This window comes from Leptospira alexanderi serovar Manhao 3 str. L 60, assembly GCF_000243815.2.
GTDB lineage: Bacteria > Spirochaetota > Leptospiria > Leptospirales > Leptospiraceae > Leptospira > Leptospira alexanderi.
In genome coordinates, this window is sequence record NZ_AHMT02000065.1 from 1 (window position 1) to 25,000 (window position 25,000).

A 25,000-nucleotide genomic window follows, 5' to 3' on the forward strand; every position below is an offset into this window, starting at 1 on the left:
ATACAAAACAAGAGAAAAGAATTAGAACGGAAAACAGACAAGCTCAAGGAAGCTGTAAAATTCTTAAAAAAGCACAAAGACCGTCGTCGGGTTCATCTCTATGAGAGAAATTGCGATCTACAAAAAAGAAGAAATGGCTTTATCGTAGGTTACAATGCGCAGGCGGCGGTCGATTATAAATCAAACATGATCATTTCATAATGTGTTGAGACCGGACAATCGGATACTCAGTTTACAGAAAAGATGATTCAAAAAGTTGAATCCTGTTATTCTTCTTTACTCATCCCTACATAATAGAGTGTCCAAAATTCTACATCTAAACGGGGATTTGTGCTAAAATTGGCGGTACTCCTTTATGTAGAGATCAATAAAATCAAAAGACCAGGATTTAAGAAAAATTCAATATGTCTTGGATGCGGGTTATGCGAGTGAGGCTAACTTCCGCAGTTTAAAAGAATTCGACCTTTATTGCCCGGACCAGAAAATAACAAAATTATTTCAAGTGGGGAAAATTCCTAAAGCCCCAAAATCCACTCAACGTAAACCAAAATCGATCCGGTTTACGTATGAAAAGAAATTGAATCGATTCATCTGTCCGACAGGTAGAGTTCTTAAATTCAGAACGGAAAAATATCTTCATGGAAAAGATAGCTATTCGGATTTTCGTTCGACTAGTTGTTCCGGTTGTCGTTTAAAACAGTTTTGTTCCAAGGGAAAATCAAAGTCTATTTTGGTAAATTCTAAGAATCTAAAAAGAAATTATATCCATTCGAGTTCGGCAAAGAATTATCATCCGGATCAGATGAACAACTTCTATACGATGGAGATGCGAAGAAATCTAAGTGAACCTCAATCCAGAACCGTTTACTCCAAAAGATTTCCTTCCATTGAAGGTGTATTCGGTGCAATCAAAGGTTCTCGCGGAGGAAATCCTTTTTGACAAAGGGAATCGAAAAAGTATCCACTGAATGGTCGGAAAGATGTTCTGCTCACAATATTGCCAAGCTTTGTGGATTTCGTTATATTTAATTTCCGAACGAAGGTGTTCCGATGTCGCCAGGTAGTATGAAAAAATTTAAATTCGAATCAGGTTTAAAATAGAGGTTTTTTCTCCGTCTCTTTTTCAACAGGCTCGTGGGGAGAGGCGGCGGGAAAACTCGGGAAATTTTTCTCTATCAGAAAATCATACTTCTTGCAAGTAAAAAGCCTCATTCTCGTCGGAACACTTGCATTTTATTGTATGTAATGTTCTAACCACTAACCCCTAATCACTAACACGTCGGAACACTTGAAAAATATCAGCTTTTGATCCTTATGATCCCAAAAGCCTTCTTAATTTGTGGGGTTGGTTATGGTAAGGCGGGGATGACGATCCAATCTTGAATCGTTCGCAAATCCATTCCGTTCCATTCTTCTCCGGCCTCGATCGTATAACGAAATATTTCCCCGACCGGCCCGGTGAGTGGCGCTAAGGAAAGATTCGCGTGTTGAGGAATATCCGCATTTCTGATTTTTTCCAACACGAGTTCTCTTATTGAATTTTTACTTCTTCTCCGCTTTCTTCTCCGCTCAGTTGAGATTTCGGAACGTCGCAGATGATCCAATATGAAGTACCGGAAACTGAGTCGAGTTCTTTTGGATTAAAACCGATCGTTCTCAATTTGGATTCGGCTTCCGCCCTTCCGCTTTTGCGACCGCAAAGTTGGACTCCGCTTCAGTGACGTCTCTTCTCGTCGCGGCTTGATTGACGTACATGTCTCTCACTCTCGTCAGATCCTTGAACGCTTTGGAGGCGACTACGCGAGTGCGTTTGTATTCTGAGTAGAGATGGGTCGTTTCTCCCGAATCGAAAAGAATCAGTTTTTCACCGGAGTTTACAGAAGTGTTGATGCTTGCGATTACACGAGCCGAGGCAATTACGGAGAAGTCGGCGTTTCCCTTTCTGATTTTTTGATATACCAAACGTGCAAGTCCGGGATAATCTTTTGGAAATTCGATTTTTGCCCCTGCTTCGGAGACATGAGGGCTAGTTACTTTTTCCAATTTCCAGTGTTCTTGCGTTTTTTTAGATAAGTTCCAGTTATATAGAAAGATCGAAAGAGTAAGGATGAGAAACGCCGCGGACAAAACCGATTTCGGCCTTGTTTGATAGAATGCGAGTAGAGAAAAAAAGATATTTTTCAAAATCATCTGCCAATTTCCAAAGCGGTACTTCCTAACGTGTAGTTGACGGATTCGAGGCTTCCGATTCGATTCGATTGAAGTCGGAGCATTTTTAGAAAATTGTCGCTGTAAGCTTCGAAAAAATCGGCGAATTCCAAAATCGTTAAATACTTTTTACGATAATTCTCCAGCATTAAACTTGCCAGATTTTGATAATCTTTAGTAAAGGAATTCTTATATTCCAAAAGTAATCTTTCCTTTTCTTTGGCTTTTCCGACGACGGAAAGGACTTCGGCTTTGATCTTGATTTTTTTCCTCATACTTTGCTTTTTTCGAAGCGAGAATCAATTCGGATTCCCGAATGTTTCCTTGATTGCGATCGAACGTGGGGATTGACATGGAAACAGTAAAACCGTAGTAATTATTGACGTAGTTTCCCGCGGGGTCCCAACTTCCTCCGAGTGTCAAATCTGGAATCGCCAAAGACCTTTGGAGAGCGAGGTTCGTCTCTTCGGCTTTGATTCCAAATTCCAAGGCTTTAAGATCGGGTCTTTTTTCAAAAGCGATGGAAAGGAGTTCCTGGTCACTTTTGGCAAGGATCGAATTTTGTTTTTCGCCCAGGTCGGTAGTTTTGATTTCTAAGATCGCTTCCGAATAATTCGGTTCGTTGAGTAATAATTTTAGAATATTCTCTTTTTCTATAATGTCGTTTACTATTTCAGAGTGGTCCGTTTCGAGTCGAAACAGGATGGATTTGAGTCTTAGAACTTCGGAGAGTAGAATGTCCCGATTTTTATAGACCGCTTCTGAACTTTTAATCGTCTTTCGAATGGAACGAATGTTTTCGTCGAAAAATTCGAGGGATTTTTTAGAAAAAATAATTTGTAAAATGTGACTCTCAATTCCAGTTTGAGCGCCCTTAAAAGGTCGTAAAAATCCTGTTCTTTTGTATTGGTATTCCATTGGGCGATACGAATTCGTTTATCACGTTTTCCCGCTAATACGAAAATCTGTTCGATTTGAATTGTGGTCTGACCGTTTCTTGTCGTGTCCAAATAGCGGTTGGTATTTTGATTATAGATGTTTTGGTCTATGGAAAGGATAGGGTTATCCCAGAGGCTAGTTTGAATGATTTCCGCTTTGGAAGCTTCTATCTCCAAGCGTTTTGCGAGAAGAGATAGGTTATTTCTTAAAAAAGTCTCTTCCGCTTTTTTGAGATCAATTTTGATTTTCTTGGGAGAAGCGGACTTCTCTTTGGAGAGATGTTCCTCGAAAAAGGCCGGAGAATCTCCGTTGTTTTCCGATAGGATTTCGGATGAAAGAAAGAATAGTATAATAAACTGAATTATGTAGATAAAAATGACGCGTTGGGCCGATACGTACATATTCGGCTCCGGAATTACTTTTAGAGAAGGGTGATTGCCTAGGGTTCGAGAGACTGTTTTAGGAAATTGGCGGAGGAAGGTTGATTAGGAAATATGAAAGTTTTTCATTAAATCCAATTTGAAGGACAAAGACCCAAGGAATCGTCTTTATTTCCGATCGAATTGAAAACGTATTCGATTCGGCGGTTTCGGATTCGATCAAATCCTCAAGCCAAAATTGAGGAAGATCTTTGTCTTCTCCTTCGAAAGAACAGGAAGGAGGAAGTTTGCCCTTTCCGGTTTCGAACGTTCCGAGTTTCTCCCAAATGTTTTTTGGTTCCGCGTTTTCGGAAAGCAGGGGTACGAACGAAAAAAGGTAAAGTAAGAAAGCCGGAAGCAATGCAAAAGTGTGATTTCGAATGAGTCCGGTCGGTTTCATGGAGAACAATTTCAACAAAACAAATTATTTTGAAAAGAATTTTAAAGAAGCTCAAACCGCTCTCAATCAAGCCGTTTTTCTTTACAACAATGTTCGGCTTCATCGGCATTTGGGACAAGTCGTAAGTTGTTTTGGGCGGGTTATAATCTCCTTTATGGTGGGAATTACTTAAGTGCTTCATGGAAAAGGATGTTTTTCTTTTTGGAAAGTTTCCATCTTTAGAATCTCATCCAAGAAAAATCATAATACGGTGCGCCCGATAGAACCGAATTTGTCGTGTTTGCAATTTTTTTCCTGGACGATTCCCGAAGTTGCAAGTATGTTTCGGATCGGTTTTTTGTGAATTCTTGCGGTTCCGGTCGATCATTATAAAACTTTAATATATTTAGAAATTCGCAAACGGTTTTTTGTACAACTACTCGGTGTTTGTCTGGGCGGAGGCATCTGTGGAAACGGTTCGATTTTGAATCGTAAAACTCGTTTCCGCTTATCGAAAAGTGGAACGATTGAAAAAAAACCCGAGTGTATCATGTTTCTTTCGAGATCGTATGGGGACAATGATTGGGATTTGTCGATAATGAGTTGATATCCATTTAGAGTAAAGGAGTGTGGGCTATGGCTTGGATTTATCTTATCATCGCTTCCACATTCGAGATCGGATTTACGACTTGCCTCAAGTTATCCGATAATTTTACTAAACCGACATGGGTCGGGGGTTTTGTAGTTTCTTCGGTTTTTAGTTTGGCGTTTCTGAACAAGGCGGTTCAGACGATTCCTATGGGAACTGCTTACGCAATTTGGACCGGTTTGGGCGCGGCAGGAACCATACTGATTGGTATTGTAATTCATGGAGAACCTATCGATTTTTGGAGAGGATTCTTTTTGTCTACGCTGATTCTTTCGGTCTTAGGCCTTAAATTTTTAGTTTCGGAATAGAGTAATTTAAAATCCGATTTTATTTAAAACCTATTCCAAAATCTTGAAATAAGTCAGCTGCATACAATCGTTCGCAACAAAACGCGGTGGTTCTCGCAGCTTACGCCCTTATTGGTTTCGAGCAGATTTTTGCGCGGTTCAATTTCTGCGGTAGTTTTCACATTCTAAGGTTTTGAAACGGGTTTTTAAGTTCGTGAAAAAACGGACACCTCGTAGATGTTTGCAAAAAGAGTATCTCTGAATTGAATCAAAATCGGTGTTGTAGAGTCGGGAAAGGATTCGAAACGGAGGGTTCGAATCGAAGTATATTCGAGACGGATATATAAATTTTTTGGAATTCAAAAACTGAATTTGACGAAAAATGGTCTCAAGAAATCAAAGATCGAATTGCGTGCGGTAGGAAAACAGAGTTCTCAAGAATGAAAAAACGAAAAGTTCAAAGGTCGTCGTTTGGAAAAGAAATCGACTCAAAATAAGGATCGGATTTTATCTTTGGATCTATTTCGAGGAATGACCGTAATCGGGATGATACTCGTAAACAATCCCGGTTCTTGGTCTTACATCTATTCTCCCTTGAAACACGCAGAATGGAACGGTTGTACGCCGACGGATTTGGTGTTTCCCTTTTTTTTATTTGCGGTGGGAGTATCAATTCCAATTTCATTATATTCTAAAAATGGAATGAATCGTGGTGGGATCTGGGCTGGAATTTGTATAAGAAGTGTTAATCTGATATTGCTCGGACTGTTATTGAATTTTTTCGGAGAATGGTCTTTTGCAGAACTCAGAATTCCCGGAGTCCTGCAGAGAATCGGATTTGTGTATTGGGCCGTTGCGAGTTTGTATCTTATATTTCCGGGAAAGAAAGTGTTGATTTTCTTAATTCTGATCTTACTCGTTCATACTTGGATCTTAACCCATATCGCTCCTCCTGGAGAATCGATGGTATCTTTGGAGCGGGGGAAGGACATAGGAGCCTGGATCGATCGATCGATTATCGGAGAAAAACATCTTTGGAAATTTTCCAAAACCTGGGACCCGGAAGGATTTTTAAGTGGAATCGCATCGATTGCCACTTCTTTGTTCGGAGTACTTTGCGGTTTTATCCTTTTTTTGAGAGAAGGTGGAGGAAAAAGAAGGGTTCTCGGTATATTCGGGTTGGGATTTTTATTCACATTTGTCGGCTTGTTATGGGATCAAAGTTTACCGATGAATAAAAGTCTTTGGACTGGAAGTTACGCAGCATATACGGCAGGGCTCTCTTTTTTTTGCATAGGATTTTTTGAATATTTAAATTCGTTGGTTTCTTTGAAAGAGTGGAACGGATTGAACTTGAAAATCTTTTTTCAACCGTTACTCGTATTCGGTAAGAACGCGATTTTAGTTTTTGTAGGTTCCGGAATACTTGCGAGAACGCTCAACCTTTGGACAATCATGTTAGAGAATGGAAAATCGGTCGGTGTCAAAGCCTGGTTTTTTTCTAAACTTGTTTTCATTGCAGACCCGTATCTCGCATCGTTGTTATACGCGGTTCTTCATTTGTCGGTTTGGTGGGGAATCTTAAGTTTCTTAGATAAAAGGAAAATTTATATCAAAGTTTAAAAGGATTCAAGAAATCTGAAAGGAAATGATTTTTATAATCGGATTCAGATTTCTTGTATGTCTTATGGGTTTGTTCTTTTGCGATACGTTTCGTTATGATTTTTTCCAGCTGATAATCTTTTAGCGGATTTTGCGGGGAAGTTACTTGCACAATCGTTAAAGTTATTAATCCACGTGTGTGTTTCAAGATGTTAGGGGATAGGAATTAGTGGTTAGGGTTTTAAATCAAAATCCATTCTGTTTTCCATTCAACCCCACGCATGTGTTTCAAGATGTTAGTGGTTAGGAATTAGTGGTTAGGGTTTTAAATCAAAATCCATTCTGTTTTCCATTCAACCCCACGCATGTGGAGAATAGGCCAGGAACGGGCGGAAAAGAAGGTGATCCACCTGGTTCAACCCCACGCATGTGGAGAATAGGGAATCTTGAAGAACTTTGGCGATCCGGAAATTCGGTTCAACCCCACGCATGTGGAGAATAGTGTGGCTTGTGGAAGGCCGCTTAGTTCCTGGCGGTTCAACCCCACGCATGTGGAGAATAGTCCCATTCAAGTTCCAACTTCTCCTGGTCGGCCGGTTCAACCCCACGCATGTGGAGAATAGAACATTGAGAAACGGACTTTTTAAAATCTCTTCGGTTCAACCCCACGCATGTGGAGAATAGAACTATTCTCTTTCCGAAGCGATTGACGTCGCCGGTTCAACCCCACGCATGTGGAGAATAGCGGGAGAACCCGTATACAGAATTGTGGCAGCACGGTTCAACCCCACGCATGTGGAGAATAGTCAACGGAATGACGCTATGGAAGTTCTGTGATCGGTTCAACCCCACGCATGTGGAGAATAGGATAGATGGATTGCAGTCAGTTGGTGAATCGTCGGTTCAACCCCACGCATGTGGAGAATAGTAATGATTAGTTTACGTTTGGAAATAGTAGCCCGGTTCAACCCCACGCATGTGGAGAATAGATCGGGGATCGTTAGAATCCGATCTCGGCTTTGGTTCAACCCCACGCATGTGGAGAATAGTCCGATTCTATCATATTCTTCCGAAATGTTTCCTGGTTCAACCCCACGCATGTGGAGAATAGCGGGAGAACCCGTATACAGAATTGTGGCAGCACGGTTCAACCCCACGCATGTGGAGAATAGTATCAAACAGGTTGTGAATTGGTTCGACTTCCCGGTTCAACCCCACGCATGTGGAGAATAGCTCCAAACGGGGATGGTATGAGTAATACCTTTCGGTTCAACCCCACGCATGTGGAGAATAGGCTAAAAGTTTGTATAGGAATCTTAAGAATTATGTCTGTTCATTCGATTCATTAGGGATCATCTGCTTCTAAAAGAAGGGAGTCTGCCTTTTCGTTGAAAAAGCCTTTGAGATCTGAAAAAGGAGAATCTTCGGTGACCATAGAAAAATCGGAAATACTCATAACTTCTTTCTGATCGCGTTTCGAATCGGGTTTGGACATTAGAAGTAAACCGTCAAAGTCCATAATCTCGCGAGAAGGATCGCCGTGAGAACGGATACCGTAACCCTGTTCCGTGTTGCTCGAATACAACATGATCGCATCCGACTTCCATTCTTCGGAAATTTTTTTCCAGATCCGATCTCGAACTCTCGCGTTAATGGAAGCGACAAAAACGCCCGGTTTCAGTTCAATGGCTAACCGCGACATCTCTCCCCTCTGAGAGGTCTTCACCCTCTCCAAAATCAAAACCACCATAAATCAGCTCCTTGATATCCGGAATAATCCTCTTAAGTAATTTACTAAGTTTGAATTTATCTCTACATGCAAAACGAATCCTTCTTTCTACGTTAGTCGCATCTTCAGCGGTAATTTCGAAAGCCAGAGGAATTGTAATTTCCGCTTTGTAAAGGTCTGCAATATCGTAAACGAAGGACAACTGTTTGCCCGTATGAACAAAACCGATAGCGGGAGAAAAACCGGATTGAAGAATCGCCGCATGAACCACTCCGTAAAGACAGGCGTTTGCGGAAGAAAGAGCGCGGTTGATTGGATCGCTCCAGTCCCAGCTATTTTGGTCGTAAGATCTGCTCTTCCAAGGAACTCCGGATTTTTGAGACCATTCCCTATAAATTTTTCGAACCCTCGCCCCTTCTAAGCCGCGAATTTGTTCGATGGTAGCGTTTGCAGGAATCTCATCCGAAAAACGGAATTGATACATTCTACGGATCACTAAATCTCTTTCCTTCGGATCGCCGTAAGCTTCCACTTGACGAAGTAAATTTCTTGCGGAATAAGTACCCGTATAACCAGCGGAATAAAAACGGACTCCGCTTTCGCCCGTCCAAGCAAGAAGACATCTGCTGTCCGAAATTCTTTTGATGGCTTCATGAGTAATTGAGGTTCCCGGCCCCAATAAAAGAAGACCGATCGTTTCAATCGGAATCGGAACGACTTTATCCAGATAATGAAAACCGATGGACTTTTGAAATTGGTCGATTCTGCCTTTTTCAAAGTATAAATGCGACCAATTGTCTTCGAATTTTGGAAGTTCTTGAAGGTTTCTGTTTGGCATAACGAATTGATTGTCGGATTTCTCAATTGAAAGGACAAGCGCGGCAGAATGAAATTCTGAAAAATAAATTAGTCTATTATAAATTAAGAATATAATAAATGAATATTGTTTTGGTAATAGTTTGTGTTTCGGAGGATTAAAAGAAATCGACCGAAACCGCTCGGCAAGTTCGTGATAAAATGTAGTGATTTTTGAACGTTATGTCTCTTTGTTGGCTATGGATTTTGAGTAGGCTTTATTTGCGGCGCTTGCGAGGGTTTTGTCTCATTAATTAACGTGAGCAGGGTCGTAAGAAAGTTTGGCGAATAAGAAACTAAAGTGCAACGACTCGCTATGGGCGTCGTCGCAGCTCGCGAATTTCATAGATAAAATAGCTCGCGACCGCGTTTTAACTCAATGTTGCTGCCTACGATCGCAACATAATGCTCCAATTCCTTCGGAATTTAACTCAATGTTTCTCCCTACGGGTCGAAACATATAATCGCTTTCGCATTTTGTTATATCGAACTCACGTTAAATAATCTCGGAATTTAATTTGTGGAATGAAATTGTTTTTAGTAAATTATAAATTATTAATAATTTGTGGCGAGTCCTGTATGGAAAATGCGATTGTTATATTGCGATCGAGGAAGTTTGGAGGCCTTTATAAATCATTCGGCAGGGATTTAGTTTCTTATTCGTCAAAATTTTTTTATATCGAGGATATGATTGTTAAGTCGTTAGGAACAAAACGAGGTAGCTCCCACGGATTACGTGGAAGTTTATAGGTTTTTAAAAACGTCTTTTCAGTGTTAAACTATTGATCTTCTATATAAAAGAGTACCGTCAATTTTAGCATAAATTTCCCGTGGCAGAACCTTGGGAACTCTATTATATAGAGATCAGTAATAGGAGTTCCTACAATTCTAAAATCTTGAGACAAGTTCTAAAACGAAAAATGGCTCAAATACCCAAACTCGGTCGAAAAAGAAAAAAAGAGCATCAAATAACACGCATGCGAGGGATTCAAATCCAAAAAGCGAAATGAAATGAAACTATTCAAATCGACATTTACGTTTTAGCTAACAATAACATACCGCAACCGAAAGCTTTAGCGGAACCGATTCCTTTCGTATAAGCAAATTTGAATCTATCCGGATCCGTGATCTTAAGAATACCGGAAAAGGTAACGGTATGAATTTTAGGAATGGATGGAAACGAAGAACCTTTGATCTTATTTGCGGAAAAATCGGATTGATGTTCTACGGCGGCGCTTACGAGAGAAAAGCCGTTGTCGTTTCCCTTTTTACTCAACCAATCCAACAACTCCTTCTCGTGATAAATTCCGACTCTTTTCGACTTTAACTTGTTAACTTGGTCCTTAGTAAGAGTTTTTTTCAGATCTTCCAGTTTGGATTTTCCTTCCCAAAAGGAAACACGATCGGAAGGATCGAATTTGTCGGGGAAACCTTTGAGTTCCTCCTTAAACAAACTACGATAGTCCTTAAGTTTTTTCGTGGGGTTTGCGGTAAGAGAAAAGCGCAGGACCGCATCGGCCTGAATAAAAGTCGGAGAAATTTGTTTGATTTGATTTCCAACCGGGATTTCCGTTAAAACTTTAAATTCCTGAAAGGCTCGCTCCCAGTTCGGCAGTTTTTCGGAAAACACGAGGATTCTCGAAGAAATTTTACCGGGATCGGAATTATAATCCAATTGGAAAAGGAACGGAGAATTTTGAAGTTTGTCTTTCGGCGAATTCTCAGAAAACGCCATCCACAATCTTTGGTGGATATTATAGGGATTTTGAATCCAATTAAAAACAATTTTATTGTGAATATTATGAGTATCTAATTTAAGTTGTGATAAAAACATATCGGTTCTCCATACGATATCTGACGTTGGTTTAAATGTATCTCGAAAATCACCTTTCTCGATAAACGTGTGTTAGTATTCCGGAAAGGACATTTTGAGATGATCCAAGTGAACAAAACCCGAATTAAGTAAATCCGGACCGGACTGCGCTTGAATTCAATGTTGTTTGACCGGATACCAATCCATAGAGAGGCATCCGCCTGAGTTTCTTCGATTGCAACATAATAATCGCTTTCGATCGACCGAAACATGAAGGAAATCGTACTTAAGGACAATCATGCTTGGAATCAGGTTTTGGACACACTTTTGAAAAACTCCTTTCTATCTTGAAACTGCCATCTATTTCGGTTTAATACTTCGTCTCTCCGAGCATGGGCATGATCTTTTTCCGAGAGCTCCGTCGAATCTTCCCAAAGATACAAAATCGCGGACGATTTGGAAAATAAATCCGGCAAAGGGTCCTTGTAATTTGAAGATTCGTATTTCTTAATGAGAATTTTATTATATTCTTCAAATGCGTTCGGAAACGAATCCGAACTCAAAATTTCGGGGCACATAGGAAGGGCGATCGAACAGGATTTTCTGCCTAAATACGGAGTATAAATCGGATTCAAAAGGGCGTTTCGAATTTCCTTCAATGAGTAGGAGGTTCGTTTTTTTTCCGAGAGAGCGACGTCGTAAACGGCGTCCACTCTATAATCTCTGCTCGAAAGAATGGTCTCAACGTATTCCGAATCCAAAAGTTCGTCCTTTCTAGTGAGTAAAGACCGTTTAACGTTTCCGGGGCTTTGGATCGTATGATAATCCCGTAATAGACTTCCGGGAGTGAACACTTTGGTCGCAAAAAAAACGCTTTCAACAAGTTCCGAAATTTTTCCATTCTCCGAGCGATCGAATCCGAAAGAAGTCGAGATCAAACCGATCATTGCGGATTTGGTCGGAAAAGAATCGCTGGGACGATATTCGCCCACGGCGATATTTCCCCAAGAAACGAGGGGACCGTAGAGGCGAAAAACCAAATAATCTTTCATCTAATCCTCTTGAGCAAAATCTAATATTTCTTTTAAGGAGCCGTTTCCGGAATCCACGTTGAAAATTTTAAAACCCCCGGAAGCGCAGGAGCCGTATACTTTTTCGAAGTTTTGTCTGCCGGATTCCAATTTCGAAATCGCCGCGTTCAAAATTCCTTTGTCCTCCACGGAGTTCAGAAACGCGGTATGTAGGGATCTGGGTTGTTCGTTTCCCTTTTCTATCATACAATACAAAGCTCTCGCTCTGGAGGCGAAACTGTTTTGTTTTCCCGTGGGAGAAATCGTAGATGATGTTTCGACTAACGCTCTTATGGTTCGTTTGGCCAGATCTTTGTTGCCGTTCAGATTGTTAAGAAGTTGATCCCGGTTGACGCAGATATAAAGATAAAAAAGACCGGAACCGAATTCCACGTCACCTAAGTGACCGGCTCCCACATCCTCGATTCCGCTGTTTAAGTCGTCGACCGCCGTAAAAAAATCGTCTTCGATCGCAACCTTATGAACCGTAATCGCGTGAGCGACTTGAACGGCCGCTTCAACGTTAAACGCGGGTTTGGAAGCGAGCATTCTACCGAACATAGCGATATCCGAAGAGGAATTTTCTTTTTTTAAAAGATTCAGATCCTCGTTGGAAGGTTCTTTTTGGGTATCGATCAATTTTTGGATTAAGGAAGAAATCGCCTCGTTCTCTTCTTTGCTGAAATGGGAGAGCTGTTCTATTTCCAGATCCAAAAGAGGATTTTTTTCCAATTCTTTTTCCGAAGGATTTTTAAGTTTTCCGAATATACCCGCAATTGACTTACTCCAAGTTCTTGCGTTTTTTTCGGGGATTTTTCCATCCAATAATTTCTGATAAATTTCTTTCCCTTTTTCTTTGGTTCTGATTCCGATATGACCGGATAACGTTTCCCGAAAAAGGTCCGAAGTTCTCCAGGCCCTTTTTAAACTTTGAGAGGAAATTCTAAGTCTGTTTACTCCTCCCAGAATCGCGGTTTTGGGTTTTCCTAAATCGTCCCGGTTCAAGTTGGAGGGAGGATAAGAGGTAAGGAAATGGATTTGGATGAAACGGTTCACTGATTTTCTCCTTGAGGATTTTCTAAATTGTCGAGATCGTTTTCGCTTGTTGGGGTTCCGTAATAATCGTAGGCCCAGTCTTTTTTGGTTTTTTGATTCCAAGAGTAAATGGAAAGGGAAAGGTCTGAAAGATTCGCTTTTTTCTTCAGGTTCTTGACGATCCGGATCATATTTTGGTAGAATAGTTCTTCCGAAAGTATATCCGAATATTGTAATATTTTTCTGAAGCGGATCTCGTTTATGACCGGCTTTTCTCCCTCTTTTCGCGCCATGCTGCGTGCAAATGGAACGGAAGGGCTGTCTTCTTCGATATGAGAAAGAATACCTGCGATCGGACCGATTTTATCCGGAAAAAATTGAAACCCTTCCTGGAAGAGTTTGGAGATCAGTCTATGGGTATAAGGGATCAACAAAGTGTCTAATCCGTTGGAACATCTTCTCAGGGCGGCTCTGTCTCCCGTCCGAGATTTCAGATCGGTCCACCAGTTTATTATAATTTCATTATATTTCTCTTTGTTTTCGTAAAATCTCATTGTCTTTATTTTTTTCTCCTTTTAGAGGGTTTTTCCGGTGTGTTCAGCCCGAGTATATTTCGAGTTTTCGAACCGAGATTGAAGATTTTCAAATTTTTCTTCGCCTCTACGATTCTTTTAGGGTTTTCGAACTCGAAATTACCGGACTCCGCGTACTGATCGAAAAGTTTGCAAGCGGACTCGTTTAAAAGTTTGAGCCAGTTTTTTTTCAGGGCCGCAAAGTCCGCTGCCCCCGAGATTAAATTTTCTTTAACATTTCGGATCAGATCGTAGAAAGAACTTTCCGTATCTTTCAAAAAAGAAACGTCTAAAAACGCCAAATCCCCTTTGGTATCGTTCTTCTTGTCGAACCAAGCGTTACGAACCGCTTGGCGAAGATTTTTTTTGATCTCTGTACTTGTATTTAGGATTTGCGAAACTTGTTCCTCGAATTTTTCGATTTTATTGGAAGGAATATTAAAAAACGGAATTTCGGATTCGTACCAGCATCTGGCTTTCATGTTGTCCATATCGTAGCCGAAGGTTAGAATCGAAGTCTGTTCCCCCGGAATTTTCCGATTCAAAGAACGACGAATGACCAAGGCGGCTTGATCCTCTTGGCCCTTACCGAGAGCGATCGTTTGCCAATAGTGATAGAGAATTCCTCCCGGTTGAGGATGATACGGAAGCCAACTCTCCTTGGATTTATAATAAGGGCTGAAAGGATGAATCCAGCCTCCATCCGAATAGCTCAGGCCGTAGGTTTTCGTATGATACGAACGGACCAAAACGGAGGAAGAACGATTGCAAACATCGCAAGCGCCGTTTTCATCTTCCTTACGCAGAAGGATTCTTCTCGGATAGGACCAATAGACGCTCAACGGATGCAGGTCTTTGGGAGTGGTCGTTTTTCCTTTGGTTTGTAGATCTTTTATTTTCGGGTTGGTCCAAGGAAAAACGGATTGAAAGGGGATCTTTTTTTGACCGTTAACTTGGAAATACGATTTCGGAAGAACGTTGAGCCAGAGTTTCGACCAGAGGGAATTTTTTTTAGGATTTTTTAATTTAGAAGTTACGAATGTAGTCAGAGGTCCGCCTCCGCGAATAGACGTTAAGTGTCCTTGACCTCCGGAAGGAGAATTGGTCTGAAAGGAAAAAAGACCGATCCCCGCGCATTTTTCGCAGATCTGGGAAATGGAATCTCTTTTGATGAAAAAATCCTTTTTCAGTTTGATCGTATTCTCACCGGGAGATTCGATAAACAGCGCGGAAATATCAAAGATCGTATCCTCTTCGTTGAGGTTTGTATCCTGCATAAATCTGGGACCGTCACCAAACAGCTCAAAGGCGGACTCCACTTTCTCCATCGCTTCTTTTAGAACCTCGGGAGAGGGAGGATTTACGAAAAGATCTTCCCATTCGGTTTCGTTTTCGGGAGGAAAAACTGCCTGCAAAAGTCCGATCAAAAATTGGAGCAACGCGCCGTTAAAGTCCGGTCTGGGAGCGTTTAAGGACACGACCGGATCCGAGTCATTCTCGATTTGGGAAGTGATCTCAAATGGGGAGATCTCTTCAAATTTTCCGGAAAACCTTTGGGCCGGAATCCAAACGTCCTTGATTAAATTCATAAGGTTCCTCTTTATTTCTCTTTTCTAAAACCGAATCTTTCGTCGTAAGTAAAAGATACGACTTCGTTCTTTTTGTTAAGGGCTTTGCCTCTCCAAGAATTGTTTGCGTAGAACAAGGGAAGTAAAACGCAATGTTTGCCTTTATCCGGTAGATTTTTTTTACAGTTAGAGACAACTTCGGAAATATTCAAATTTTCGAATATAAATTCTTTTTCCACCAGATAATTCGGAACGGGAAGTTCGCTATTTTGCCAGTCTCGATTAGTGTCAGAAATCCAAGGAACCAAACGATCGGAAACGAACTTGGCCAGAACTACTTTTGTAGAATTGTCTATACCGTATCTTGTGGAAAATTTGGAATCGTCCCAAGAAGTTTCGTTTAAGGTGGAATCGTATCCTAGTTCCAAACGAATCGTACTCAAAACGGCGGCGCTTTCCCGTTTTTTCTTGTCGTTTTCCACTTTGGATTGGTTTTCTTGAAAGGACTGCGGAACTACTACGTTGATCCCATACACGGACTCTATTAGATTTCTTGCATTTTCCGGCATTCTCCATCCTTTTCGTTCTTGGAGAAGCCTTGCGGTGAGCCAAAGTTTACCGTGATCCGAATAAACCATGCTCCCGCCTCGACTGAACCGACTGAACCAATCCGATTCCGGATCGTCGATCGCTTCGGGAGAAAAGATCCATAGGATCGGAACTCCTCTTTCGTCTAATCCCCGTTTGATGTTTCCGGATATGTCCCTACTATGTCTATAAAGTCTACCGGCTCTCTGTAGAATTAAGTCGATCGGAGCGAGATCCGTGATGATACAATCGAAATCCAAATCCAAGGACTGTTCCACAACTTGGGTTGCAACGACTACTTTTCCTTTTCTAGATATTTGATCGCTTTGAATGCCGAAGTTTTCCAAAATTTGGGATTCTATGTTCAGCCGATCACCCATTGCAAATCTAGAGTGGAAAAGTATAACCTGATCGCCTAACTTGGAATGGAGAAAAGAGAATGCCCGCGAGGCGTCTGAAACCGTATTTCTAATCCAACAAACACAACGTCCTTGATTAGACATTTCTAATATTTTTTGCAATACTTGTTCCTGATTGAAAAAGAACTTTACGTTCAATTTTCTACTGACCTCTTTTCGAGTGGGAATCGGAGTTTCTTCCACTACGGACCGATTGGAGATTAAAGAAACAAGAGGATATTCCCCGCTTTTTATATCTTGAAGTTCCGTATCCAATCCTAAGGCGAAGGATTCGGAGAATGTTTTACGAAGGATTTTCGGTAAGGTTGCGGAGAGAAGAATTACCGAGGCCCCTATTTTAGCCTGAGCCTTTAAAAGACAACAGATGAGTTCGACCATATAGGGATCGTAAGAATGGACTTCGTCCAATATGAGGACCTTTCGAGAAAGACCGAACATCCGAAGGGATTGAAACTTAGCAGACAGCACGGAAAGAAGAGCTTGATCAATCGTGCCGACTCCTGCGTCCGCGAGTAGACTTTTTTTCTGATTGTCCGAGAGCCAAATGTTGCAAATGGCACTGGCGCTTTCCTCCGGGTCCTTTTCGGATTGGAAAGAATAATTCCGATCCGCAAGAATTGCGTTATCCGAAATCACGGAACTTTGAAAGGAATCGGATAAATTCCGAGCGCCGTGTGCAAGGATCAAAGAGGGTAAGGATTCTTTCGTATATAAATTCCGGTAGACATTACTCATTCTTCGGTACATACCATTTGCGGTAGCCATGGTAGGAAGGCCCACATAAAAACCGGAGTAAGAGTTTTTTTGCATAAGACGATGAGTTAAGATCAGAGCCGCTTCTGTTTTCCCGGAACCGGTAACGTCCTCTAAAATAAAAAGGGAAGGAGAATCCGGTATAACGACTTCCGAGCAAAATTTCTGCAAAGGGGTCGGTTCCTGCAAATATTCAAAAATGCCAAAGTGATTTCCGTTAAAAGCGATTTTGGAAGGTAAAATCCCGGATTTCTTGACTGCCTTCAACGCGTTATTTAAGGAAATTTTTGTATAATATTCTTCTAAATCGATTGGCGTTGTGTGATATTTGAAAATTTCTGCGTTGGAACCGATCCAATCGCACAAAACGGAAAGTCCGGCAAGCCAAAAGGAAATTTGGAGCATAGAATCGTATAATGTTTTTAAATTCCCTTTGAAATTCAGGTTTGGAGATAAGATACGATTTATCTCTTTGGAAAAATCCAAAGCGGCCAACCGGTCGGCTTCGGTAAAGTGAGAATCCAGACTGACCGCCGTTTGTCCCGAATATCCGTTTTTAGAGGGAGGACGTCCGTGATGTCCTGTCACACAACGGATCAAAACGTCTGTAAATTCTGTAAAATAACTTTTGTCCTTGGAAGATTGTAATCCGTTCCAACCCAGCCAATTTTGTTCGGTTAAAAATCCGCTGTAGTTTCCGAATCTTTCGTCTTTCAGGATCCATTTCCCCCAAAAAATATAACCCAAATTGTCGTGTCGTATGGAATAAGGTCCGATTGGAGAATTAGAATTACCTAATGTATTTTTGATATCCGGAATAAGAGACTGAAAACAATCCGAGAATTTTCCCAGATCGTGTAATATCAGAAAAAAAACAAAAAGATTTTTAAAAGTTAGGGGATCGATTCCTAATTTCTGAGAAAAATGGACGCATAGAGTTTCATTTTGAGATAAATAAACTTCTCCGACTGCCGCAACGTCGAAACAATGATAGACCAGAAGATGATAGTTGCCTTCTTTATTCGCTTTTCCCCAATATTTGTAATATGATTTTTCTTCAGCTTTCATTGATTCTCTGTGTTTCAAATGACAGATTGATTTTTCTTTTTGTGTCTGCGCCATCCCTACGGTGGTGATTATACCGCTGTAGGGGATTGTTCACATTTTTGAAAGATTTCGAATTCAAGATGTCTCATCTAGGAATTTGATTTCAACAGCCGTAATTTTGGTGGATATTCAGTATCATTTTTGGGAAATCCGTTCGAATGATAATTTTCCTCCTCATAGGAACGGAGGGTCATGTGTAATGAACTGCTTTGATTATATTCCGTGTAATATTGTGGATCTGAATCTTCTATTATTTGTGTTCTTTGGGATTCTGCGGTCTCACAAATATGGATTTTATTCTCTTTTTGGTCATAATGACCTCCATATTTTTCAAAAAATAGGCAAAGCTGTAAAATGTCGATCAATAAATGTAAAGTTGCACAAAAATAGTTTTTTTAATGTCAAAAAAGTTCTCTTTAAAAAAGTAAGCAGTAATGTTCCTCTCTAGAAGGGGTTGAACCGTGTAAAGTTGCACAAAAAATTCAGTTTTGAGAGTATTTTCCCCACATTTGTGGGGTTTAACACAGTTCTTATTTTGATTCATTTGTAATATTCCTACCGTTTGTTTTTAGAATATAATTTTTACTTTTCTCGAAACTCATTTGTAATTTAGTCGGGATCGTTTCCTGAAAATGAGCGTGGAAATTCTTTTTTTGTATTTTTCTTGGAATTGAATTTATTTTTTGCATCACGCATCCGTTTGGATTTATTTAGTATATAATAATAAATAGATATATAAATTTATTTTGTTTTAATATATCGGAAACAATTTACAGGGATTTTGGAAATTATGAGTTCAGGTTATAAATAGAAATATTTTTTTTGACTTATTTAACGTGAGTTCGGTATAACAAAATGCGAAAGCGATTATATGTTTCGACCCGTAGGGAGAAACATTGAGTTAAAGCGCGGTCGCGAGCCATTTTATCTATGAAATTCGCGAGCTGCGACGACGCCCATAGCGAGTCGTTGCACTTTAGTTTCTTATTCGCCCAAACTTTCTTACGACCCTGCTCACGTTAATTAATAAAAGTCAATATCCAAACCTTTTTAGTGGACTAGAAGCTCTAAAAAAGTTAAACTGTTAGGACCCAAATATTGCTGACAAAAAGTTTTGAGCTTCGGCTAATAAATTACATTCGGAAAAATCTTGAGCTGAATAGAAATAAGCCCTAACATCGAAGGCAGGTCCGATTTACTTAGAGTCGTTTTTAATAGGAGAAAAATACTATGCAAAAAAAAACATCTCGTGAACAGAAAACCGACGATCAACAGCCCAGTTTTTGGGATTTATTGAGCCCATTGTTTGAGTTCGTCAATTCCTTGTTTCATATCAAAAATGATACCGACGAGAATGGGACTATCGAATCGATCAAACGGGGAGTCAATTTTTCCGGTTCCGCTTTATGGATTTTGATTTTCGCGATCTTCATAGCATCGATCGGTCTGAATATCAATTCTACTGCGGTTATCATAGGAGCCATGCTTATTTCTCCTTTGATGGGACCAATCATGGGTGCTGGGTTGGCGCTTGGAATTTACGACTTCGAACTTTTGAAAAAATCCCTACGGAATCTTGCGGTAATGACACTTTTAAGCCTCTTTACTTCCGCAATATACTTTTTGATTTCCCCGCTTTCCGACGCTCAATCCGAACTTCTGGCGAGAACATCCCCTACCATATACGACGTGTTAATCGCATTTATCGGAGGTGCAACCGGTATTGTGGCGGGTTCTCGAAAAGACAAGATTTCGAACGCAATTCCCGGAGTGGCAATCGCCACCGCTCTGATGCCTCCGCTTTGTACCGCGGGTTACGGACTTGCGAATTGGAATTTAAAATTTTTCTTTGGCGCTTTTTATCTCTATCTGATCAACAGTGTTTTTATCGGAATCAGTACCCTAATTTTCGTACGTTATTTGAAATTCACTCGTACTGTTTATACGGACCCGGCGGTCGATAAAAAGATTTATCGTTACGTGTATTTGGTGTCCATCTGTTTGATTCTTCCTAGCCTTTATTTCGCCTACGATATCGTAGTCGATTCGTCGTTTAAACGGAACGCAAAGAATTATCTTGAGAATCATTTCTCGTTTGAAAAAAGTAAGATCCTCTCCGCAAACGTCGTAAGAAAGAGCGGCGAAAAAAAAATCGAAGTTACGATAATCGGTGAAACTTTGTCCGAAGACGTTCTTGCTCAGTTGAAATCTCTTCTTCCTAAATACGGTTTGGAAGGAACCGAGTTGAAGATCATCCAGTCTGGAGGTACGGAGGCGGAACACAAGAGGCCTGGAAATCTTTCTCTCGAAACCGGAGTCGGTTCGAAAAATCAGGAAGAAAAGATTCAACTTTTGGAAAATGAACTTCGAACTTTGAAGGATAAGGATCATTTGGTTCAATCCGTGGCGAAAGAGATCAACGTATTGTTTCCTTACGTGGAATCGTTTTCTTTCGGAGATTTTCTGGTTCAGAATGTTCAGGATTTTACCTCCTCGAAAGAAATTACGATACTCGTAAAATGGAAACGTCCGATCAGTGACGTGGAAAAAAAACGACTGGAGCTTTTTTTGAAATTAAGAATAGGAGTGGAAAGTTTAAAGGTCTTGGATCTCTGAATTTGATTTGGGAAAAGAACCGGCGTCTTGAAAATAGGGATTTCGAGTATGAGCCGCTTCCGAATTTGCAGTTCGTTCGAATTTTCGGTCTTAAAATCGTATATAAAATAACGCCGATTTTCGATAGATTATAGGAAATGATTGCCGATTTGTGAACTCTGACATTACGGGCATCTTTGTAATATTGGATTTAAAAAATTAAATATTTCAACTTTTAGGACGGTTCGACTCTTTTTCGGATGAGTATTGAAATCAGCCTTTGAGTGGCCCGTTTGGGGAATACTCCTTTGTTTCAGTTCAACACAGACAGTTCTTTGGAACGTGTTTCAACCTGACATCTCGGAGGCGTCCTTAAGAACTAGGAAGTGCCCATTGAGTTTGGGTTGTTAGAACTTAGTTCGCATTTCTTTCCTATTTGATCTCTTTCTACAAAAAAAAACACTGGTAGAATAGGGGTCAGGAAAAGAGCCAGGAGCGATTTTCTCACAGAAAGACGAAAACTTTTATGGATCGGCAAATTCAAATCGACCGTAATTGCTCCAATCCTTTTACATCCCATAACTTTCTTCTGATAAGGGTGCTTTTGTGACCGAGATTTTAAAAATCCAGGACCTCAGGGCGGGAATTCAGACCGGCGATTCTGGAGAAATCAAAGAGATCGTAAAGGGCGTCAATCTCACGATTCGATCCGGAGAGATTCATGCCATTATGGGACCGAACGGCTCCGGAAAAAGCACGCTTTCCAACGTCATCATGGGTCATCCGAAATACCAAGTTTTATCGGGTGATATTTTATTCGAAGGAAAATCCATTTTGGATCTTCCGACGAACGAACGTGCGCGCCTCGGAATTTTCCTCTGCTTTCAATATCCTACGAGTATACCCGGAGTTACGATCGGAAACTTCCTAAAAACCATTGTAAAGTCTGTAAGAGGAAAGGAACTACCGGTCAAAGAATTTAGAAAAGAACTCAAAGAAGCCATGGCTGCGCTCGATATTCCGGAATCGTTTATTGCACGTTATGTGAACGACGGATTTTCCGGAGGAGAGAAAAAGAGGAATGAAATTCTCCAAATGAGTTTACTCAAACCGAAACTTTCCGTATTGGACGAAACTGATTCGGGACTGGACATAGACGCGCTTCGAATCGTAAGCGAGGGAATCAGCAGAAACAAAACTCCAGAACGTTCCATTCTACTCATTACACACTATCAAAGAATGCTAAACTACATAACGCCCGATTTCGTTCACGTGTTTGCAAAGGGAAAAATCCTGAAGACCGGAACGAGAGAACTCGCGCTGGAATTGGAAGAGAAGGGATATGACTGGGTCCTTGCAGAATCCGGAGACTGAAACGAAAATGTTTTTGGAAACGCAGTTTGAGAATCTGCTTTCCCGTAGCGGAGAACCTCAGGCTCTGAGAGATTTTCGCGCCAAGGTCTTTGCGAAATTCCGAACTCTGAAAATTCCGGGATCGGAAAACGAATCCTGGAGAAAAATTCCGCTTTCTAATTTTCATCCGGAAGAATTTACCGAAACCCCTGACATAAACGCGGTTTCTTGGAAGGCTCCCGATGGCGTCAAACTTCAAAGAGCGGACTCTCTTTCCGGAAAAGAACTCGAATTCTTTTTAAACAACCTTGAAAGTATATTCCAAAAACGGAATGAAGAATGGTTTACGCTTTACAGCCTTTCCAACTTCACCCACGGAATCTATCTCGAAGTGGAAAATGATCTCATTCTCAAGGAAGAAGTCGAAATCAAGTTTCGACTTGAGAAGGAAAATAAAATTCTCCCCATCCTTGTGGTAAAAATCGGAAATCAAAGCAAGGCGTTTATCGCCGAACGGTACGAATGTCCGGAAGAGAAAGACTTCAAACTCTTCCAAGGTCTTACCGTGATTTACACCGGAGCCGGATCTAGAGTTTCCTATGTCGGAATCGAATCCTTTGGTTCTTCGGTATTCCATTTTCAGAATTTGTTCTCCGATCAAAAGGAGGATTCAGACGTTAAAATCGCAAAGATCACTCCCGGCGGATATAAGGGCAAAAATCTTATGGGCGTCGAACTTTCCGGAAAGGGTGCGAGAGCGAGAGTGATCGGTTTGGCCCCGATGGCGGCGAGAGAATTCCAGGATTCCGAAGTGAAGATCGTTCACAAGGAAAGTCATACGGAAAGTTCGATTCTTTACAGAGGCGCTTTTAAGGATAAGGCGCATCATATTTTTACCGGAAATCTTCATATTCCAAATTCCTGCAAAAACGTAAATGCGATTCAGATCAACAACAACCTTCTTTTGGGCCGTTCCGCTAGGGCGGAATCGATTCCAAAGTTGGAAGTGTATGCGGAAAACGTAAAGTGTGAACATGGGGCCACGGTCGGAGAGATCGACGAAGAACAGTTGTTCTATCTGGCTTCTCGGGGAATTGATGAGGACGAAGCCAGAAGGATGATCGTGGACGGGTTTTTAGGCCAAGTGATCGGTGAAATCGAATCGGATTCCATCCGAGAAGAACTGTTTGAACTCATCGCTCGTAAGGTGGAGGGTTCGGTATGAGCTTTCGTAAACTCGCAAATCTGTCCGAAGTCGAAAACGGGAAAGTCAAAGTAGTTGAAACCAGATATAATAGGATCGGGATCACGAGTTTGGATGGTAACCTTTACGCATTTGAAGACGTCTGTACACATGACGGAGAAGCTATATCCGAAGGGAAATTGTGCGGAGACGTAATCACCTGCCCGAGGCATGAGGCACAATTTTCCATCAAAACCGGAAAGGCGCTTTGTATGCCCGCAGTGGAAGATCTCCCCGTGTATCCCGTGAGAATCGTAGGTGACTCCATTGAAGTGGATTTGGAGGATTGACATATATGAGTTTCTCAGCCGAAAGAATCAGAACCGATTTCCCGATTTTGGGAACAATGATGAACGGGAAGCCGCTTGTCTTTTTGGACAGTGCGGCTAGTTCTCAAAAACCCTTTACGGTCATTGATAGAATCGAAAAGTATTATAGAGAAGAAAACGCAAACATACATCGTGGAATTTATTATCTTTCTCAAAAAACCACGGAAAAATACGAACTCAGTAGGATTCGTATTTCCCGATTTATCGGAGCCCAGTGCGCGAAGGTTTGTATCTTTACGAGAAACGCGACCGAATCGATCAACTTGGTCGCGCAAGCCTGGGGAAGGGCTCAAGTCAAAGAAGGAGATGAGATCGTACTCAACGAACTCGAACACCATTCCAACATCGTACCTTGGCAGATGCTCGCTCAGGAAAAAAAAGCGGTATTAAGATTCATTCCTTTGAACGAAGACAGTACTTTGGATCTGAATAATTTGAACGAGATCATCACGACTAAGACAAAGTTAGTCGCCGTTGCTCAGATGTCGAACGTGACCGGAACGATTCACGACCTCGGACCGATTCAGAAAAGAGCAAAAGAAGTAGGGGCCAAGGTTCTTGTGGACGGGGCTCAGGGGGTTTGTCATCTCCCGGTCAATATGAAGGAAATGGATTATGATTTCTACGTATTCTCCGCGCATAAAATGCTCGGTCCGACCGGAGTCGGAGTTCTTTACGCAAAAGAAGAAATCTTAGAAGAGATGCCTCCTTGGATGGGCGGAGGGGATATGATCGCTCACGTTTATAAGGAAAGATCCACGTATGCGGAGCTTCCTTCCAAACTCGAAGCGGGAACTCCTAACATCGCGGGAGTGATCGGTTTCGAGTCTGCGATCGAATATCTCGAAACGATCGGAATGCAGGAAGTCAGAAATCACGAAGTGGAACTTCTCGCTTACGCACTTAATCGATTGGACGATTTCGGCGGATTGGAACTTTACGGAACGAGAGATTTATCCAAAAGAGGAGGAGTGATTTCCTTCAACTTTCCGGGAGTGCATCCGCACGACGTCGGAACTATTTTGGACGAAGAGGGAATCGCGATCCGGGTCGGACATCATTGTGCTCAACCTTTTATGGCGTTTAAGAACATACCGGGAACTTGCCGCGCGAGTCTCTATCTTTACAATACAAAAGGCGACATTGATCGATTGATTGAGGGTCTAATTAAGGTAAAGGAGATATTCTCCCGTGTCCTTAAGTGATAGTCTTTATAAAGAAGTTATACTGGATCACTATCAAAATCCGAGATTTCGAGGCAAACTCGAACCTGCGGATCTATCGGAACAAGGGATCAATCCTCTTTGCGGGGACGAACTTGAGCTGACGATCAATCTTGACGGAGATAAAATCGCGGACGTTCGTGTAACTGGAAAGGGGTGTTCGATTTCTCAAGCCTCCGGTTCCATGATGGCCGAATCGATTCGGGGAAAGACGGTTTCCGAAGCGGAAAATATTCTTTCCCGTTTTAAGAATATGTTTTTGGAA

20 protein-coding genes, 2 pseudogenes and 1 CRISPR repeat array (1 of these 23 cut by a window edge) are annotated in these 25,000 nt (G+C 41.3%); of the genes and pseudogenes, 9 read left to right on the forward strand and 13 right to left on the reverse strand.

Translation table 11 applies throughout. From position 1 onward, the window contains the following. Positions 1-1,029 (forward strand): annotated as a pseudogene (locus LEP1GSC062_RS20175) (transposase); the annotation flags it as partial. A gap of 320 nt (positions 1,030-1,349) precedes the next feature. On the opposite strand, the gene LEP1GSC062_RS22685 reads toward LEP1GSC062_RS20175, so the two are convergent. From LEP1GSC062_RS22685 to LEP1GSC062_RS24420, 5 genes and pseudogenes are all read right to left on the reverse strand, one after another. Continuing rightward, positions 1,350-1,520, reverse strand: a complete 171-nt coding sequence (locus LEP1GSC062_RS22685; protein WP_010576569.1) for a hypothetical protein — start codon at positions 1,518-1,520, stop codon at positions 1,350-1,352. 14 nt (positions 1,521-1,534) lie between these two features. Next, positions 1,535-2,190 (reverse strand): annotated as a pseudogene (locus LEP1GSC062_RS20180) (efflux RND transporter periplasmic adaptor subunit); the annotation flags it as partial. After that, positions 2,187-2,408 (reverse strand): hypothetical protein, encoded by a 222-nt coding sequence (locus tag LEP1GSC062_RS25210; RefSeq protein ID WP_020985348.1) that lies wholly within the window; start codon positions 2,406-2,408, stop codon positions 2,187-2,189. The gene LEP1GSC062_RS25210 and the pseudogene LEP1GSC062_RS20180, both read right to left, overlap by 4 nt. Continuing rightward, positions 2,398-3,126 (reverse strand): TolC family protein, encoded by a 729-nt coding sequence (locus tag LEP1GSC062_RS26015; RefSeq protein WP_020985354.1) that lies wholly within the window; start codon positions 3,124-3,126, stop codon positions 2,398-2,400. The genes LEP1GSC062_RS25210 and LEP1GSC062_RS26015 overlap by 11 nt, the downstream gene beginning before the upstream one ends. Positions 3,127-3,606: 480 nt before the next feature. After that, positions 3,607-3,966 (reverse strand): hypothetical protein, encoded by a 360-nt coding sequence (locus LEP1GSC062_RS24420; RefSeq protein ID WP_010576572.1) that lies wholly within the window; start codon positions 3,964-3,966, stop codon positions 3,607-3,609. Positions 3,967-4,581: 615 nt separating this feature from the next. Here LEP1GSC062_RS24420 and LEP1GSC062_RS20200 point away from each other — a divergent pair. Continuing rightward, complete coding sequence (locus tag LEP1GSC062_RS20200) at positions 4,582-4,902, forward strand: DMT family transporter (RefSeq protein ID WP_010576573.1); 321 nt, start codon at positions 4,582-4,584, stop codon at positions 4,900-4,902. Between the two features lie 450 nt (positions 4,903-5,352). Next, complete coding sequence (locus tag LEP1GSC062_RS20205; protein ID WP_020985337.1) at positions 5,353-6,504, forward strand: acyltransferase family protein; 1,152 nt, start codon at positions 5,353-5,355, stop codon at positions 6,502-6,504. Positions 6,505-6,832: 328 nt separating this feature from the next. Further along, a CRISPR array of direct repeats spans positions 6,833-7,777; the repeat unit is 29 nt; unit sequence CGGTTCAACCCCACGCATGTGGAGAATAG. Positions 7,778-7,828: 51 nt separating this feature from the next. On the opposite strand, the gene cas2e is transcribed toward LEP1GSC062_RS20205, so the two are convergent. The 8 genes from cas2e to LEP1GSC062_RS20250 form a co-directional block, all read right to left on the reverse strand. Beyond that, a complete protein-coding gene (cas2e, locus tag LEP1GSC062_RS20210) occupies positions 7,829-8,185 on the reverse strand; it encodes a type I-E CRISPR-associated endoribonuclease Cas2e (protein WP_010576574.1) in 357 nt (118 codons plus the stop codon). Beyond that, complete coding sequence (gene cas1e, locus LEP1GSC062_RS20215; RefSeq protein ID WP_010576575.1) at positions 8,166-9,050, reverse strand: type I-E CRISPR-associated endonuclease Cas1e; 885 nt, start codon at positions 9,048-9,050, stop codon at positions 8,166-8,168. The genes cas2e and cas1e overlap by 20 nt, the downstream gene beginning before the upstream one ends. A 1,050-nt stretch (positions 9,051-10,100) precedes the next feature. Continuing rightward, the gene (gene cas6e / locus LEP1GSC062_RS20220) at positions 10,101-10,901 is read right to left on the reverse strand and encodes a type I-E CRISPR-associated protein Cas6/Cse3/CasE (protein ID WP_010576576.1); all 801 of its coding nucleotides are present in this window, start codon (positions 10,899-10,901) and stop codon (positions 10,101-10,103) included. A 287-nt stretch (positions 10,902-11,188) separates the two neighbouring features. After that, entirely contained in the window at positions 11,189-11,932 is a 744-nt protein-coding gene (gene cas5e, locus LEP1GSC062_RS20230; protein ID WP_020985342.1) for a type I-E CRISPR-associated protein Cas5/CasD, read from the reverse strand. Next, entirely contained in the window at positions 11,933-13,006 is a 1,074-nt protein-coding gene (cas7e, locus tag LEP1GSC062_RS20235; protein WP_020985350.1) for a type I-E CRISPR-associated protein Cas7/Cse4/CasC, read from the reverse strand. Further along, positions 13,003-13,539 carry a type I-E CRISPR-associated protein Cse2/CasB gene (gene casB, locus LEP1GSC062_RS20240; RefSeq protein ID WP_010576577.1) on the reverse strand — a complete coding sequence of 179 codons (537 nt, stop codon included), beginning with the start codon at positions 13,537-13,539 and terminating at the stop codon, positions 13,003-13,005. The genes cas7e and casB overlap by 4 nt, the downstream gene beginning before the upstream one ends. 5 nt (positions 13,540-13,544) lie before the next feature. After that, complete coding sequence (casA, locus tag LEP1GSC062_RS20245; RefSeq protein ID WP_020985345.1) at positions 13,545-15,146, reverse strand: type I-E CRISPR-associated protein Cse1/CasA; 1,602 nt, start codon at positions 15,144-15,146, stop codon at positions 13,545-13,547. Positions 15,147-15,157: 11 nt separating this feature from the next. Further along, positions 15,158-17,953: a CRISPR-associated helicase/endonuclease Cas3 gene (locus tag LEP1GSC062_RS20250; protein ID WP_039942883.1), complete on the reverse strand. Its 2,796-nt coding sequence runs from the start codon at positions 17,951-17,953 to the stop codon at positions 15,158-15,160. A 1,269-nt stretch (positions 17,954-19,222) separates the two neighbouring features. Here LEP1GSC062_RS20250 and LEP1GSC062_RS20265 point away from each other — a divergent pair. The 6 genes from LEP1GSC062_RS20265 to sufU form a co-directional block, all read left to right on the forward strand. Further along, the gene (locus LEP1GSC062_RS20265; protein ID WP_020985341.1) at positions 19,223-20,608 is read left to right on the forward strand and encodes a DUF389 domain-containing protein; all 1,386 of its coding nucleotides are present in this window, start codon (positions 19,223-19,225) and stop codon (positions 20,606-20,608) included. A 585-nt stretch (positions 20,609-21,193) separates the two neighbouring features. Further along, positions 21,194-21,961, forward strand: coding sequence for a Fe-S cluster assembly ATPase SufC (gene sufC, locus LEP1GSC062_RS20275; protein WP_010576580.1), 768 nt, complete (start codon positions 21,194-21,196; stop codon positions 21,959-21,961). A 7-nt stretch (positions 21,962-21,968) separates the two neighbouring features. Next, positions 21,969-23,165, forward strand: coding sequence for a Fe-S cluster assembly protein SufD (gene sufD / locus LEP1GSC062_RS20280; protein ID WP_020985355.1), 1,197 nt, complete (start codon positions 21,969-21,971; stop codon positions 23,163-23,165). Continuing rightward, positions 23,162-23,473 (forward strand): non-heme iron oxygenase ferredoxin subunit, encoded by a 312-nt coding sequence (locus tag LEP1GSC062_RS20285; protein WP_002723648.1) that lies wholly within the window; start codon positions 23,162-23,164, stop codon positions 23,471-23,473. Before sufD ends, LEP1GSC062_RS20285 begins: the two co-directional genes overlap by 4 nt. 5 nt (positions 23,474-23,478) lie before the next feature. After that, positions 23,479-24,717 carry a cysteine desulfurase gene (locus LEP1GSC062_RS20290; protein WP_010576582.1) on the forward strand — a complete coding sequence of 413 codons (1,239 nt, stop codon included), beginning with the start codon at positions 23,479-23,481 and terminating at the stop codon, positions 24,715-24,717. Beyond that, positions 24,704-25,000, forward strand: partial view of a Fe-S cluster assembly sulfur transfer protein SufU gene (gene sufU / locus LEP1GSC062_RS20295; protein WP_010576583.1) — the 5' portion only. It continues 138 nt past the right edge of the window; only the first 297 of its 435 coding nucleotides appear in the window; the start codon lies at positions 24,704-24,706; its stop codon lies beyond the right edge, outside the window. Before LEP1GSC062_RS20290 ends, sufU begins: the two co-directional genes overlap by 14 nt.

What these genes read in the sequence shown, in the direction of transcription:
- LEP1GSC062_RS24420 (WP_010576572.1), bottom strand. Translation starts at nt 3,966, where the DNA reads ATGAAACCGACCGGACTCATTCGAAATCACACTTTTGCATTGCTTCCG.
- cas2e (WP_010576574.1), bottom strand. Translation starts at nt 8,185, where the DNA reads ATGTCGCGGTTAGCCATTGAACTGAAACCGGGCGTTTTTGTCGCTTCC.
- sufD (WP_020985355.1), top strand. Translation starts at nt 21,969, where the DNA reads ATGTTTTTGGAAACGCAGTTTGAGAATCTGCTTTCCCGTAGCGGAGAA.
- LEP1GSC062_RS20250 (WP_039942883.1), bottom strand. Translation starts at nt 17,953, where the DNA reads ATGAAAGCTGAAGAAAAATCATATTACAAATATTGGGGAAAAGCGAAT.
- cas1e (WP_010576575.1), bottom strand. Translation starts at nt 9,050, where the DNA reads ATGCCAAACAGAAACCTTCAAGAACTTCCAAAATTCGAAGACAATTGG.
- cas6e (WP_010576576.1), bottom strand. Translation starts at nt 10,901, where the DNA reads ATGTTTTTATCACAACTTAAATTAGATACTCATAATATTCACAATAAA.
- cas5e (WP_020985342.1), bottom strand. Translation starts at nt 11,932, where the DNA reads ATGAAAGATTATTTGGTTTTTCGCCTCTACGGTCCCCTCGTTTCTTGG.
- LEP1GSC062_RS20290 (WP_010576582.1), top strand. Translation starts at nt 23,479, where the DNA reads ATGAGTTTCTCAGCCGAAAGAATCAGAACCGATTTCCCGATTTTGGGA.
- LEP1GSC062_RS26015 (WP_020985354.1), bottom strand. Translation starts at nt 3,126, where the DNA reads ATGGAATACCAATACAAAAGAACAGGATTTTTACGACCTTTTAAGGGC.
- LEP1GSC062_RS20265 (WP_020985341.1), top strand. Translation starts at nt 19,223, where the DNA reads ATGCAAAAAAAAACATCTCGTGAACAGAAAACCGACGATCAACAGCCC.
- LEP1GSC062_RS20200 (WP_010576573.1), top strand. Translation starts at nt 4,582, where the DNA reads ATGGCTTGGATTTATCTTATCATCGCTTCCACATTCGAGATCGGATTT.
- LEP1GSC062_RS20285 (WP_002723648.1), top strand. Translation starts at nt 23,162, where the DNA reads ATGAGCTTTCGTAAACTCGCAAATCTGTCCGAAGTCGAAAACGGGAAA.
- casB (WP_010576577.1), bottom strand. Translation starts at nt 13,539, where the DNA reads ATGAGATTTTACGAAAACAAAGAGAAATATAATGAAATTATAATAAAC.
- casA (WP_020985345.1), bottom strand. Translation starts at nt 15,146, where the DNA reads ATGAATTTAATCAAGGACGTTTGGATTCCGGCCCAAAGGTTTTCCGGA.